Origin of the sequence: Falsiroseomonas sp. (assembly GCF_051859025.1) — a bacterium.
Classification (GTDB): Bacteria; Pseudomonadota; Alphaproteobacteria; order Acetobacterales; family Acetobacteraceae; genus Falsiroseomonas.
In genome coordinates this window covers 224,150-238,105 of the sequence record NZ_JBHYGL010000012.1, presented here as the reverse complement: position 1 = coordinate 238,105, position 13,956 = coordinate 224,150, and the positions used below count along the sequence as shown (strand labels likewise).

At 69.8% G+C, this 13,956-nt stretch carries 13 protein-coding genes; 10 read left to right on the top strand and 3 right to left on the bottom strand.

Translation table 11 applies throughout. The annotated features are described in order from the left end of the window. Positions 1-6: 6 nt before the first annotated feature. From ACTIE5_RS13270 to ACTIE5_RS13260, 3 genes are read left to right on the top strand one after another with little or no spacing between them, the layout of a single operon-like run. The gene (locus ACTIE5_RS13270) at positions 7-1,176 is read left to right on the top strand and encodes an acyl-CoA dehydrogenase family protein (RefSeq protein ID WP_439550177.1); all 1,170 of its coding nucleotides are present in this window, start codon (positions 7-9) and stop codon (positions 1,174-1,176) included. Beyond that, positions 1,176-2,378, top strand: coding sequence for a CaiB/BaiF CoA transferase family protein (locus ACTIE5_RS13265; protein WP_439550176.1), 1,203 nt, complete (start codon positions 1,176-1,178; stop codon positions 2,376-2,378). The genes ACTIE5_RS13270 and ACTIE5_RS13265 overlap by 1 nt, the downstream gene beginning before the upstream one ends. Then, positions 2,378-3,505, top strand: a complete 1,128-nt coding sequence (locus tag ACTIE5_RS13260; protein WP_439550175.1) for a CaiB/BaiF CoA transferase family protein — start codon at positions 2,378-2,380, stop codon at positions 3,503-3,505. The genes ACTIE5_RS13265 and ACTIE5_RS13260 overlap by 1 nt, the downstream gene beginning before the upstream one ends. On the opposite strand, the gene ACTIE5_RS13255 is transcribed toward ACTIE5_RS13260, so the two are convergent. Further along, the gene (locus ACTIE5_RS13255; RefSeq protein ID WP_439550174.1) at positions 3,506-4,738 is read right to left on the bottom strand and encodes an acetyl-CoA hydrolase/transferase family protein; all 1,233 of its coding nucleotides are present in this window, start codon (positions 4,736-4,738) and stop codon (positions 3,506-3,508) included. 71 nt (positions 4,739-4,809) lie between these two features. Here ACTIE5_RS13255 and ACTIE5_RS13250 point away from each other — a divergent pair, with 71 nt between their 5' ends. The 3 genes from ACTIE5_RS13250 to ACTIE5_RS13240 are packed head-to-tail and all read left to right on the top strand — an operon-like array spanning position 4,810 to position 8,809. Next, positions 4,810-6,141, top strand: coding sequence for an MmgE/PrpD family protein (locus ACTIE5_RS13250; protein ID WP_439550173.1), 1,332 nt, complete (start codon positions 4,810-4,812; stop codon positions 6,139-6,141). 14 nt (positions 6,142-6,155) lie between these two features. Then, positions 6,156-7,547, top strand: a complete 1,392-nt coding sequence (locus ACTIE5_RS13245) for a phenylacetate--CoA ligase family protein (protein ID WP_439550172.1) — start codon at positions 6,156-6,158, stop codon at positions 7,545-7,547. Further along, positions 7,544-8,809, top strand: coding sequence for an amidase (locus ACTIE5_RS13240; RefSeq protein WP_439550171.1), 1,266 nt, complete (start codon positions 7,544-7,546; stop codon positions 8,807-8,809). The genes ACTIE5_RS13245 and ACTIE5_RS13240 overlap by 4 nt, the downstream gene beginning before the upstream one ends. Here ACTIE5_RS13240 and ACTIE5_RS13235 read toward each other — a convergent pair. Next, positions 8,796-9,575 (bottom strand): enoyl-CoA hydratase/isomerase family protein, encoded by a 780-nt coding sequence (locus ACTIE5_RS13235; RefSeq protein ID WP_439550170.1) that lies wholly within the window; start codon positions 9,573-9,575, stop codon positions 8,796-8,798. The two genes, ACTIE5_RS13240 and ACTIE5_RS13235, sit on opposite strands and share 14 nt — an antisense overlap. Positions 9,576-9,683: 108 nt before the next feature. Between ACTIE5_RS13235 and ACTIE5_RS13230 the strand changes: the two genes are divergently transcribed. Then, positions 9,684-10,685: a TRAP transporter substrate-binding protein gene (locus ACTIE5_RS13230; protein WP_439550169.1), complete on the top strand. Its 1,002-nt coding sequence runs from the start codon at positions 9,684-9,686 to the stop codon at positions 10,683-10,685. A gap of 11 nt (positions 10,686-10,696) precedes the next feature. Here ACTIE5_RS13230 and ACTIE5_RS13225 read toward each other — a convergent pair whose 3' ends face one another. Continuing rightward, on the bottom strand, positions 10,697-11,071 hold the full coding sequence (locus ACTIE5_RS13225; RefSeq protein WP_439550168.1) for a carboxymuconolactone decarboxylase family protein: 375 nt from the start codon (positions 11,069-11,071) through the stop codon (positions 10,697-10,699). A gap of 79 nt (positions 11,072-11,150) precedes the next feature. Between ACTIE5_RS13225 and ACTIE5_RS13220 the strand changes: the two genes are divergently transcribed. From ACTIE5_RS13220 to ACTIE5_RS13210, 3 genes are read left to right on the top strand one after another with little or no spacing between them, the layout of a single operon-like run. Further along, positions 11,151-11,705 (top strand): TRAP transporter small permease subunit, encoded by a 555-nt coding sequence (locus ACTIE5_RS13220; protein ID WP_439550167.1) that lies wholly within the window; start codon positions 11,151-11,153, stop codon positions 11,703-11,705. Continuing rightward, positions 11,702-12,997: a TRAP transporter large permease gene (locus tag ACTIE5_RS13215; protein WP_439550166.1), complete on the top strand. Its 1,296-nt coding sequence runs from the start codon at positions 11,702-11,704 to the stop codon at positions 12,995-12,997. Before ACTIE5_RS13220 ends, ACTIE5_RS13215 begins: the two co-directional genes overlap by 4 nt. Next, positions 12,994-13,929, top strand: a complete 936-nt coding sequence (locus ACTIE5_RS13210) for a hypothetical protein (protein ID WP_439550165.1) — start codon at positions 12,994-12,996, stop codon at positions 13,927-13,929. Before ACTIE5_RS13215 ends, ACTIE5_RS13210 begins: the two co-directional genes overlap by 4 nt. The last annotated feature ends 27 nt before the right edge of the window (positions 13,930-13,956 follow it).

The window sequence follows — 13,956 nt, the reverse complement described above, 5'->3', positions numbered from 1 at the left end:
CCAGCCATGGACACGCATGTCGCCCGCTCGCAGGCCATCGAGGAAGAGGCCGCGCTGCTCGACGCCATCGACAAATGGCTGAACCGCGACGTGCGGCCGCATGTTCTGAGGCTGGAACATGCGGATGAATACCCGCATGAGATGGTCGAGCAGATGAAGGAGCTCGGCCTGTTCGGCGCGACCATCGCGCCGGAATATGGCGGGCTCGGCCTCTCCGCCACCACCTATGCGAAGATCGTCGAGCGTATCGCCGAAGTCTGGATGTCGCTGTCCGGCATCTTCAACAGCCACCTCATCATGGCGGCCTGCGTCAGCCGGATGGGGACGGAAGCGCAGAAGGCCGAATGGCTGCCGAAATTCGCCTCGGGCGAGATCCGCGGCGGGCTTGCGCTGACGGAGCCGGATTGCGGCACGGACCTGCAGGCCATCCGCACCCGCGCGCGCCGTGACGGCGACCACTACGTCATCAACGGCACCAAGACCTGGATCAGCAACGGCATCCAGGGCAGCTGCTTCGCGCTGCTGGTGAAGACCGATCCGGAGATGCAGCCCCGCCACAAGGGCATGTCGATGTTCCTCGCGCCGAAGGGCGCGGGCTTCACCGTCTCCAAGAAGCTGGAGAAGCTGGGCTACAAGGGCATCGACAGCGCGGAACTCGTCTTCGACGATTACCGCATCCCCGCCGACTACCTGATCGGTGGCGATGAAGGCCGCGGCTTGCAGACGGCGCTGGGCGGGCTGGAACTTGGCCGCATCAATGTCGCCGCGCGCGGCGTGGGCCTCGCTTCCGCCGCGCTGAAGGACAGCGTGAAATACAGCCAGATCCGCAAGACCATGGGCAAGCCGATCTGCCAGCACCAGGCGATCCAGCTGAAGCTCGGCGAGATGGCGACGCGCGTGCAGGCCGCCCGCCTCCTCACCTACGATGCCGCCCGCGCCTATGACGCCGGTGAGCGCTGCGACATGGAAGCCGGCATGGCGAAGTTCTACGCCAGCGAGGCCGCGGTGGAGAACAGCCTGGAGGCCATGCGCATCCATGGCGGCTACGGCTATTCCAAGGAATACCATGTGGAGCGCTACTACCGCGACGCGCCGCTGATGTGTATCGGCGAAGGCACGAACGAGATCCAGCGCATGATCATCGCCAAGCAGCTGATCGAGCGGTTCCCCGCGTGATGCTGCCCCTGAAGGGGCTGAGGATCATCAGCTTCGAGCAGTTCGGCGCCGGCCCCTTCGCGACCATGAACCTGGCCGACCTCGGCGCCGAGGTCATCAAGGTGGAGCCGCCGCCGGGCGATGGCGGTGATCCGCCGGGTGACATCGCGCGCCACACCGGCGGCTTCACGCTCGGCGAGAATGACAGCCAGTACTTCCAGTCGTTCAACCGCAACAAGCGAAGCCTGACTCTCGACGTCCGCAAGCCGGGTGCGCGCGATGCGCTGCATCGCCTGGTGCGGGATGCCGATGCGGTGCTGAACAACCTCCGCGGCGATCTGCCGGCGCGGCTCGGCCTCGACTACGCCGCGCTATCCGCCGTGAAGCCGTCCATCGTCTGCGTCCACCTCTCCGGCTACGGCCGCGATGGCGAACGCGCATCCTGGCCAGCCTATGACTACCTGGCGCAGGCGGAGGCCGGCTTCTGCGCCCTGACCGGGGAGCCCAATACCAACCCCGCCCGCGCCGGGCTTTCCGTCGTGGATTTCATGTCCGGCCTGACGGCCGCGATGGGCCTGCTGGCCGGCGTGACGGGTGCGCGCGCCACCGGCCGCGGCTGCGATCTTGACGTCTCTCTCTACGATGTCGCGATGCAGACGCTGACCTATGTCGCGACCTGGTACCTGAATGACGGCTTCGAAGTGCCGCGCCGTCCGCGCGGCGGCCACCCCTTCATCGTGCCGTGCGAGATGTTCCCGACCGCCGATGGCCATGTCTTCGCCATGTGCATCAAGCCCGGTTTCTGGAAGAAGTTCTGCGCGATCGCCGGCGTGCCGACCCTGCCCGCCGATCCGCGCTTCAAGGGATTCGACGAACGCCTGGCGAACCGGGACGCACTGATGGCAGCGCTCGATCCCGTGATGCGCGCGAAGACATCGGCCGAATGGGTCGCCGCGCTGGCGGGCCAGGTGCCGATCGCCCCCGTGCTCGGCCTCGGCCAGGCGCTGGACAATCCCTATTTCCGCGAACGCGGCGGCATCCTGGACCTGCCGCATCCCGCGCGGCCGGACCTCAAGGTGGTGGCGAATGCCATCCGCCTGGATGGAAAGCGCCTGCCCGGTCGCGCCGGCCCCGGCTATGGCGCGGATAGCGAAGCGGTGCTGGCGGAAGCCGGCTACACATCGGAAGAAGTCGCGCAATTGCGTGCCCTGGGGGCGGTCTGATGAAGCTCGACGGCATTCGCGTCCTCGACCTCTCCCTGTTCCTGCCGGGCCCCTACATGACGACGGTCATGGCGGACCATGGGGCGGAGGTCATCAAGCTCGAACCGCCCTCCGGCGAACCGGTGCGCAACATCGGCGAACGCGCCGGCGGGCAGAGCGTGTGGTTCCGCAACACGCATCGCGGCAAGAAATCCATCGTGCTGGACCTCAAGAAGCCGGACCAGCTGGCCGTACTGCATGACATCGTCCGCACCGTGGACGTCTTCGTGGAGGCCTTCCGCCCCGGTGTCGCGGATCGCCTCGGCTTCGGTCCCGCGGCGATGACGGCGCTGAACCCGCGCCTGGTCTATTGCTCCATCTCCGCCTTCGGGCAGGACGGCCCGCTGCGCGACAAGCCCGCGCATGATCTGGCGGTGGAGGCGCTGGCGGGCACGCTCTCCACCAATCTCGGCCAGGATGGGCAGCCGACGCACCCCAACGTGCCCGTCGCCGATGCCACCGCCTCCCTCCTTGCGCTCTCCGCCGTGCTGATGGCGCTGCTGCGGCGGGAGAGGACGGGCCGCGGCGATGTCATCGACATGGCGATGTATGACGCGACTCTGTCCTGGCTGCCCAACGCCACCGGCGCCGTGCTGGGCGCGGATCGCGCGCCGGATGTGAAGCAGGTGCGGCAATGGGGCGGTGGCGCCTTCTACAACATCTACGCGACGAAGGATGGCAAGCACGTCGTGCTCGGCGGCAGCGAGCACAAATTCGTCGAGAACCTGCTCCGCGCGCTCGACCGGGACGATCTGGTCGCCGGCGCCAGCGGCCCGCCCGGCCCGGCCCATGAACCCGCCAAGGCCTTCCTGCGGGAGACCTTCCGGACGCGCACGCGCGACGAATGGGAAGCATGGTTCGAGGGCCGCGACGTCTGCTTCGCCCCGCTGCTGGACCTGCATGAGGCCTTCCACCGCCCCCACGCCGCCGCTCGGCAGATGCTGGTGCGGGACGAGGACGGCAACCTCCATATCGGCCTGCCCATCAAGTTCCATGACGAACCCGGCACGCTCGATCCGACGCTGCCTGCACTCGGCGAACACACGGAAGCGGTGGTGAGCGAGGCACGCCAGCGCCTAGGCCGCTGATCAGAACGCCGCGCGCAGCCGCGCCCAGCCATCGGCCAGCGCGTCCCGGTGCCGGGGCGCGGCGATGGCGATCAGCCGTTCCGCCCGCTGGTCCAGGTCGGCATCCCGCAGATGCGCCACGCCATGTTCGGTGACGACGATGTCGGCATCCCCGCGGGTGATGGAAACCGGCGTGCCCGGCGCCAGGTGCGGGACGATGCGGCTGATGCTGCCGCCCTTGCCGCTCGATAGCAGGGCAATCACGGCGCGCCCGCCCGAAGCGCGACGCGCGCCGCGGACAAAATCGGCGACGCCACCCTGGGCGGAGACCTGGCGCCCCTCGATCATCTCCGAATTCACTTGGCCGAACAGGTCCACCTCCACCGCCGTGTTGATCGCGACCATGGGGGGCAGCGCGGCGATGCGCGCGGCATCATGCGTGATGCCGACGGAACGGAAGGCGATCCGTGTCTCGCGCGCCACCCGGTCATGCAGCGCCGCGCTGCCGATCGCGACGCCGGTTGTCACGGAGTCCAGCACGCCCGCATCAAGCAGGCCGAGTACCGGATCCCCGATCATGCCGCCATGGAAGCGCAGGCGCCGATGCCCATCCAGCGCCTGCACCACGGCCGCGACGGCCGTGCCGATGCCGGTCTGCACCGTATCGCCATCCCGGACCAGCCCGGCGACATGACGGCCCAGCGCGGTCATCGCCTGCCCGGGCTCATCCACCGGCAGCAGCGGCGTGGCGGAAGGTCCATCGACCAGCGCATACAGGCGGTCCAGCGGGATGCGCACGCCATCCGGCACGTCGGGCAGGGACGGGTCCACCACCGCGACCAGGGCCGCCCCCGCTTCGACCAGCGCGGGCACGAAGTCATGCGTCAGCGCCAGGGACACGCTGCCATCCCGCGGCGCCGCGCAGCGGAACAGCGCCATGTCGGCGCGCGCGGGGCCGCGCAGCCAGGCAAAGGCGTCGCTGTAGTGCAGCGGCCGGAAGCGCACGCGGCCCGACGCCAGGCCGGCGCGCAGTTCCGCCGTCATGAAGGCGGATTCCAGCGGCGCCAGCGCCGACCAGTCCCGGCGATTGATGCTGGCGATGGGCATGCCGAGCAGCGTGCTGCCGGCCAGCGCCTCCGGCCTCGCCGCCAGCGCATCCAGCACTGCGGTAGGTTCGCCGGCGCAACCCGCGACGAAGATGCGCAGCCCCGGCCGCAGCGAAGCCGCGAAGGCGGCGGGTGAGATCATGGGCATGGCGGCTTGCGTCCTCGGCATGCTTCCGTTGATATGTCCGGACAACTTCGCTGGCAAACGGGATCGTCGCCTTGGGCACCTTGACCGAGGGTATCGCCGCGCTGCTCCGCCGACCCATCAGCGATGCGGATCGCGACAGGGCCGCGCTGCATCTGCTGGACTGGATCGGCTGCGCCGTGGCGGGTGCCGCCAGCGAGACGGGCGCCGTCTTCCGCCGCCAGGCCGCGCGCCAGCCACAAGGCGCTGCGCGCGTTATCCTCGGCGCGTCCCATACCGCGCGCGACGCCGCCTTCGCCAATGGCGCCTTCGGCAATGTGCTGGAAATGGACGATGTGCACCGGGAGGCCATCCTGCATCCCGGCCCCGTGGTGATCCCCGCCGCCCTCGCGCTTGCGGTGGAACGCGACGCCGACGGCCCCACGCTGCTCGACGCCATCATCCGCGGCTATGAGGCCGAGATCCGTATCGGCCGCGCGATGGGCCACGCGCATTACCGCCAGTTCCACCCGACCGCGAGTTGCGGTCCCTTCGGCGCAGCGGCCGCCGCCGCCTCGCTGCTCGGCCTTGAGAACACACGCCTGGTCTGGGCGCTGGGCAATGCCGGCACGCAGACCGGTGGCGTCTGGCAATGCCGGGCGGAGCCGGTGATGACCAAGCAACTCCACACCGCCCGCGCCGCCGTGATGGGGCTGGAGGCCGCGCTGCTGGCAGAGGACGGCCTGACCGGCCCGCGGGAGATCCTGGAAGGCGCGCTCGGTGTCTTCGCGGGCATGGCGCCGGATGCGCAGCCTGATCGCGTGCTGGCCGGCCCCGACGCGCCCTGGCTGGTGCATGAGACCAGCTTCAAGCCCTGGCCCGCCTGCCGACACTGCCACGCCACCATCGATGCGGCGCTGGCGCTGCGCGACTGGGTGGCCGGACGCGACATCGCCGCCATCGAGGTCGCTTCCTATGCCGATGCTGTCGCCTTCTGCGATCGCGCCCATCCCGCCAGCGTGGTGCAGTCCAAATTCTCCCTCCAGCACGCTGTCGCCGTCACGCTGCGGGATGGCCCGCCACCGCTGGAAGCCTTCGCCCCCGCCTGCTTCAACGACCCCGGCCTGGCGGCGCTGCGCGACCGCGTGGCAGTGCTGCGCGACCCCGGCTTCACCGCCGCCTATCCCGCGCGCTACGGCAGCGCCGTCACCGTCACGCTGGCGGATGGCGAGGCGCGCCGCGCCGACATCCCGGACGCCCTCGGTGATCCCGAGAACCCGCTGCCCGTCGCCGACATCCTCGACAAGGCGCGCCGCCTGATGCGCAGCGCCGGCGTCGCCGACGAAGCGATCGAGCGCGTGATCGAAGCCACCCTCGCCTTGCCCCGCGGCGCTTCCGCCGCAACGCTCGACTCCATCCTGCCGTGAAGGAACCGCCCCGCATGACCGTCTTCGACTATGTCACGGCGATGGACCATCCGGCCCTGCTGCGCGATTTCCCGATCGGCCCGGACTACCCCGGCGCGCTGAAGACCCTGTCGCGGGATGCCCTGCGCGCGCGGCAGGACGCGGATTTCCGCAAGCTGCTCGCCTTCGCCTGGAAGGTGCCCTTCTACCAGCGCCTCTGGGGCGCCAAGGGGATCGAGCCCGGGGACATCAAGGGCCTCGATGACCTGCCGAAGCTGCCGGCCTATGACAAGTCGGACCTCATGGCCTCCGTCGCCGCCCATCCGCCCATCGGCGACTTCCACGGCCAGGACGCGCATCCGCCGGAACGCCGCCCGCAGATCATCATGCAGACCACCAGCGGCACCACCGGCACCCCACAGCCCCTGCTGTTCGGTCCGAAGAGCCGGGAGGTGCAGAACCGCCTGCTGGCGCGCATGTACCTGATGGCCGGCATGAACCGCGATGACGTCGTCCATTCCGTCTATGGCCACGGCATGATCAATGGCGGCCACTATGTGCGGGAGACGGTGACGCATTGGGTCGGTGCGCGATTCCTCAGCGCCGGCACGGGGGTGGAGACACGCTCCGCCCAGCAGGTCTTCGTCATGAAGCAGTTTGGCGCCACCGCCATCGTGGGCTTCGCCGACTACATCAAGCGCCTGGCGGAAGTGGCGCGAGAGGAAGGGCTGGAACCCGGCCGGGACCTGCCCATCCGCCTGATCTGCGCCCATCTCGGCAGCGAAAGCCAGGCGAGCCTATCGGCGGCGTGGGGCGGTGCGGCGGTCTATGACTGGTACGGCGTCGGCGATACCGGCCTCATCGCCGGCGAAGGCCCGGACCGCACCGGCATGCATGTGATGGAGGATGCCCACGCGCTGGAGATCGCGGACCCCGATACCGGCCTGCCCGTGCCGGAAGGCACGCTGGGCGACATGGTCTGCACCTGCCTGTTCAAGGACGACATCTTCCCCATCATCCGCTTCAACACGCATGACGTGACGGAGGAGGTGCTGGGCGCCAACCCGCTCGGTATCCCCTTCCGCCGCATCAAGGGTTTCCTCGGCCGCAGCGACAACATGGTGAAGCTGCGCGGCATCAACCTGTTCCCGACCGGCATCGGCGCGCTGCTGGTCGAACAATGCGAGGCCGCGACGGGCGACTTCATCTGCCGCGTCGGCCGCACCGATGGCCGCGATTCGATGGTGGTGCACCTTGAGGTCCGCGGCGACGCCGATGCGGCGTTGCAGGCGCGGCTGGAGGCGGCGCTGCGCACGCGCCTCGGCGTGGAGATCGCCGTCGCGCTCTCGGCTCCGGGGTCGCTGGCCGCGTTGACGCAGGTCGAAAGCCGCCAGAAGCCGATCCGCCTGATCGACGACCGGCGATGATGCCGAGCGACATTCCCGCGCTTCTGGCCCGCATCGCCGCCGAGGATGGCGCGATCGGCAGCTTCTGGCAGGTGGATCGCGACGGCGCGCTCGCCACGCGTCCCGCCAGCCCTGGTCCGCTCGCCGGAATCGCCATCGGCATCAAGGACAATGTGGATGTCGCCGGGCTGCAAACCACGGCGGGCATCGCCGCCTTCCGCGATCGCGTCGCGGACCGCGATGCGCCCGTCGTGCGGCGGTTGCGCGAAGCGGGCCTCGTCATCCTCGGCAAGCTGGCGATGCATGAAGGCGCGCTGGGCGCCACAACGGACACGCCCGGCTTCGGCCGCTGCATGAACCCGCTGCGGGCGGGCCACACGCCGGGCGGTTCATCCGGCGGGTCGGGTGCCGCCGTCGCGGCGGGCTTCGTGCCGCTCGCCATCGGCACGGATACGATGGGATCCGTCCGCCTGCCAGCCGCCTATTGCGGCGTCATCGGCCTGAAGCCAACCTCGGGCCTGGTCAGCCGCAGCGGCGTCGTGCCCCTCTCGCCGCGCCTCGACCATGTCGGCATCCTGGCCGCGACCGTCGAAGGCGCCGCCCTGGCGCTGGAAGCGATGGCCGGCGACGATCCTGATGATCCGGATGCGCGCCCCACGCCGCCGTGCTGGCGCGCCCTGCCCGCGCAGCCGTCCACCCCGCGCGGCCTGCGCGTCGGCCTGCCCCAAGCGGTCCTCACCGCGCCGATGGAACCCGCGATACGCACGGCGTGGGAGGAAGCGCAGGCCCGGCTGCGCGATGCCGGCGCGGTGCTGTCACCGGTCGCCGTGCCGGGCTGGGATTTGACCGCCACGCGCCGTGCCGGCCTGCTGCTGATCGAGGCCGAGGCCGCCGCGCTGCATCCCGCCCTGGTCGATGACCCGCAGGCCGCGACACCAGGCTTCCGCGCTGCCCTCGCCTACGGCCGCGATGCGAGTGGCGCGCGGATCGCGAAGGCGCTGTTCCGCCTGGCGGAGGCGCGGGCCGGCGCCTTGCGGGCGCTCGACCAATGCGACCTGCTGCTGATGCCCACCGCGCCGCAGCGCGCCTTCCCGCATGGCACGCCCGCGCCGGTGGACCAGGCGGATTTCACCGCCATCGCCAATATCGCGGGGCTGCCCGCCATCGCCCTGCCCTGGCCGGCGCCGGATGGCGACCTGCCCTGCTCCATCCAGATCGTCGGCCGCGCCTATGCGGAACAGGCGGTCTGCGCGCTGGCGGATTGGCTGCTCAGGGCGCGGTGAAGCGCGCGGGGCGCTTCTCCAGGAAGGCGCGGTAGCCTTCCTGGAAATCCTCGCCGGCGAAGGGTGCCTCGAACAGCGCGGCCAGCGCGGGCGTTTCCGCTGCGGCGCCGGAGGCGATAGCGTCCACCATCGCCTTCACGCCGCGCAGCGCGGGGCGGGACGTGGCGGCGATGGCATGGAGGTAGCGCGCGGCTTCATCCTCGAAGCCCGCCGCATCCCATAGCCGATCCACCAGCCCGATCCGCGTCGCTTCCGGCGCATCCACCGCGCGGGCGCTGAACAGCATCTCCTTCGCGCGGTTCGGCCCGATCGCCAGCACCAGGCGCCGCGTATCGGCGTGGCTGTAGGTCAGGCCGAGCCGCACCGGCGTGACGGCGAAGCGCGCATCATCGGCGGCCAGGCGCAGATCGCAGGCCAGCGCCATGGCGACGCCCCCGCCGACGCAGGCACCCCGGATCGTGGCGATGGTCGGCTTCGGGCAGGCGGCGATGGCCTCGATCGCGTCGCGGATCACGCGGTTGCTCTCCGCGATGGCGGCGGCATCCGCATAGGCATCGCGGAATTCGGAGATGTCGGCACCGCCGCAGAAATGTCCCCCGCTGCCCGCCAGGCGCAGCACCGCGATGGCGGGGTCCGCCACAGCCTGCTCAACCAGCGCGGGCACGGCCGCCCACATGGCGCGCGCCATGGCGTTGCGGCGCGCGGGATTGTCGATCAGCAGGGTGGCGATGGCGCCGTCGCGCATCAGCCGGATCGGGGCGTTCATGGCGAGTTTCTAACCCTGCCCGCGTCATTTGTCCGTACAAATTTCTTGTCGCAGGCGCGGACCCATGCTTGGCTTCCGCCCCAGCAACCAATGGCCAGGGAGATAGGGATGCTTCGACGCGATGTGATGAAGGCTGCGGCGGGCGCGGCACTGGCGACCGGCGCTGCCGGAAGCGCGCAGGCGCAGGCACCGACGCGCTGGGACATCTCCATCCCCTGGGGCCCTGCCGAGTTCCACACCGTCAACGCCCAGCGCTTCGCCACCGAAGTGCGCAACGCCACCAATGGTGCCGTGCAGATGACGGTCCATGCCGGCGGCTCGCTCGGCGTGCGGGCGAATGAGACGGTGCGCGCGGTCGGCGATGGCGTGGTGCCGATGGCGGAATTCGCAGCCTTCCAGAATGTCGGCGACCTGCCGATCCTGGGCATCGAGAGCATCCCCTTCCTCATCAGCAACTACGACGAGTTGCAGATCATGCACTCCCTCGTGCGTCCGATCTGGGAGAGGGAGCTGGAGCGGCGGAACCAGACCGTCCTCTACATGTGCCCCTGGCCCACGCAGCTCTTCTACTTCAAGCGCCCCATCGCGACGGCCGCCGACCTCCGCGGCATCCGCATGCGGACCTATGACCGCGTGACGGCGGAGATGTGCACGCGCCTCGGCATGGTGCCGCAGCAGCTGACGAATCCGGACGTGGTGCCGGCGCTGGCCTCCGGCCGCATCGACGCGGTGATGACCAGCGGCACCACCGCGGTGGCGCAGCGCTACTGGGAATTCCTGAAGCACGCCTACGTCACCAACCACCTCTGGGCCACGAACCTGATGGTGGTGAACAACGATGTCTGGCGCCGCCTGCCGGCCGCGACCCGCACCACCATCGCCGATCTCGGTAAGCGGCTGGAGCCGGAATTCTGGAACGTCTCCAAGGGCGAGCACACGCTGCGCATGGGCGAGTTGCAGCAGAACGGCATGACGGTGGAGGACCCGTCGGCCGCGCTGGTGCAGGCGGTGCGTCAGGCCACCGCGACGATGGGCGACGATTTCGTGCGCGCCAATCCCGCGGCAGGCCCCATCATGCAGCAGTTCCGCCAGCGCGTCGGCCGAGCCTGAACGCCGGCGTGTCAGCCCTGTTCGCTGGCCGTGATGTGCTCGACATGGCGCATCACGGCAGCGCCGGCGCGCGCCCAGCATTGATGGCCATGGACCAGGATGGCGATGCTCAGTGCCTCCATGATCTGACCCGGCGTAAGCCCGGCGCGCAGCCCGGCTTCCGCATGGGCCAGCGCGCCCTCGACATGGCCCGCGACCACGTCCAGCACGATGAAGACGAGTTCCTTGCTGGCCAGCGGCAGATGCCCCTCCGGCGGCGGGCGATACGCCGCCTCCCGCGCCATCAGATAGGCGGCGAAGGCTTCCGGCGCGTGTCGCCGCAGCAGCGCGACGCTGTCCGGCACGCTGCCGATGGTCTGCCCGAAATGATCCTCGGCTTCCGCCATGCCCAGACTTCCCGCTGCATCGGCGGCCAGCATAGGCCCGCGATGCCAGCACCGCACAGGAGAGAAGGCCGCGTGACCCATGACTGAAACCGCCCCGGCCCGCGGCCCGATCGGCCTGGTGCTGCGCGCCATCGATGGCGCCTGCACCATCGGCGCCTGGGTCGCCGCGATCGCCGCCGCGCTGCTCGCCATCATCCTGATCACGGAGGTCATCGCCACCTCCTTCTTCAGCTGGTCCCAGCCCTGGGCGGTGGAGTACGCGATCTACCTGCAATGCATGGTGTTGTTCTGCGGCGCGGGCTGGACCTTGCGGCAGGGCGGCCATATCCGCGTCGCCATCATGCTGCAGACGCTGCCGGCGCCGATGGCGCGGCTGCTGGACATGGCCGGCTGCACCTTCGCCATCGGCGTGCTGGGCTACGCCTGCTGGGCCTTATGGCAGCAATGGGTGCGCACCTTCGATTTCGCCTCCACCTCCTTCTACCCCATGGCCACGCCGCTCTGGATTCCGCAGGGCTTCCTGACGCTCGGCATCACGCTGCTCGTCCTCGCCTTCGTCGCGCGGCTGGCCCGCCTGCTGCTGGGCCAGGAACCGGAAGCCAAGGCAGCCCTTTCCGGCGGAGGCGTCGAATGACCGGTCCCCTCACCCTCGTCATCGGCATGCTCTTCGTCACCCTGGCGGGTGGCGTCTGGGTCGGCGTCGGGCTGATGTCCATCGGCATCGTGGCGCTGGAGGTCTTCCGCGACATGCGGGTGGACCGCTTCCTGGCCGGCGACATCTGGTCCAGCTCCACGGCGGTCGAGCTCATCACCCTGCCGCTCTTCATCCTGATGGGTGAGATCCTGTTCCATACGCGGCTGTCGGAGAATCTCTTCGCCGGCCTCTCCCCCTGGACGCGCCGTCTGCCGGGGCGGCTGCTGCATGTGAATGTGCTGGGCTGCACGCTCTTCGCCGCCGTCTCCGGCAGCAGTGCCGCCACCACGGCCACAGTCGGGCGCATCACGCTGCAGGAACTGCTCGGCCGCGGCTATGATAGGCGGCTCGCGGTGGGTTCGCTGGCGGGCGCCGGCACGCTCGGCTTCCTCATCCCGCCCTCCATCCCGATGATCGTCTATGGCGTCGTCGCCGATGTCTCGATCCTGGAGCTGTTCATGGCCGGCATCGTGCCCGGCCTGCTGCTCGCGCTGATGTTCATGGGCTGGATCGGTTTTCGTGCGTGGCAGGAGCCGAGCCTGGTGCCCGCGCAGGAACCCGCCATCCCGATGAAGGAGGCGATGCGCGCATTAGGCCAGTTGCTGCCCATCGCCTTCCTCATCCTTTTCGTCATGGGCAGCCTCTATTTCGGCTTCGCCAGCATCACGGAAGCCGCCGCCATCGGCGTGCTCGGATCGCTCATCGTCGCCCTCGCGCAGCGGACGCTGACGCTGGCGGGGATGTGGGGCGCGCTGCTCGGCACGGTGCGCACCTGTTCGATGATCGGCCTCATCATCGTGGGTGCGCTGTTCCTGTCGAAGGCGATGGCGCGGCTCGGCCTGCCGGCGGATGTCGCCAACGCCATCGAATCCTGGGGCCTGCATCCCTGGATGCTGATCTTCGTCCTGCTGCTGTTCTACCTGGCGCTGGGCTGCATCCTGGATGGCCTCTCCGCCATCGTCATGACCCTGCCCGTGACGCTGCCGCTGGCCGTCGCGGCGGGCTTCGACCCGATCTGGTTCGGCGTCTTCCTCATCATCACGATCGAGATGGCGCAGATCACGCCCCCTGTCGGCTTCAACCTCTTCGTCATCCAGGGCCTGACGAAGGAGGGCATCTTCAGGATCGCCGCCTATGCCTGGCCTTTCTGCGTCATCATGATGATCTTCACCGCCTTCATCACCCTGGTCCCGGATGTCGTGACGGCACTGCCGAGATCGCTGCGCGGATGATGGCCGGCCTCGGCGGCCTCATCCGCCGCCATGGCCTGAAGCTGATCGCGGTGGGGGCCTTCATTGGCATCGCGCTGCCGGGGCTGGCCAGCGCCATGCGGCCCTGGCTGGTGCTGCTGTCCATCGGCACGATGATGGTGGCGCTGCTGCGGATCGAGCCCGCGGATTTCGGCGCGGTGCTGCGGCGGCCGCTGCTCGCCATCATCATCCTGGCCTGGGTGACGGTGGTGGTGCCGCTGATGGTCTGGCTGGCGCTGCGCCCGGTGCTGCCGGCGGAGTCGCCCTTCCTCGCCGCCGCGGTGCTGATCGCGGGAACACCCTCGGTCATGTCGGCCTCCGCCTTCGCCATCCTGCTGGGGGCGGATGGCGCGTTGCTGACCGTGGTGGGCATTCCGTCCAACGCGCTGGCGCCGGCCTGGCTGCCCATGGTGGCCTCGATCATGGGCGTCGGCGCGCAGGTCGATCCGTTGGCCATGGCGCAGCGCCTGGCGGTGCTCGTCGGCGGCAGCTTCACCGCTGCGCTGCTGGCCGTGCGGGTGTTCGGCCGCCCCGCCATCCGCCGCGCGGGGCCGGCGCTCGATAGCTGGGTGGTCCTCCTCATCACCATCTCCGCCATCCCCTGCATGGATGGCGTGGGGCCGGCCCTGATGGCGCGGCCCGTCACCTTCGCGGGGATGCTGGCCTTCGCGCTCGGCCTCAACATGGTCCTGCAGGTGATCGGCTACCTGGTCTTCCAGCGGGCCCCCGTCGCCGCGGCGCTCTCCGCCGCCCTCGTCACGGGGTCGCGCAACAACGTGCTGCTGCTGGCCGCCATCGGCGCGCCGGGGGATGGCGACCTCAGCCTCATCATCTCCGCGGCACAGCTGACGCTGTTCATCATGCCGTCGCTGGTTGCGCCCACCTACCGCGCCATCGCCCGCCGCCGAGGTTGAACCGCCCCTTCCCCTGGGCTAGTAATT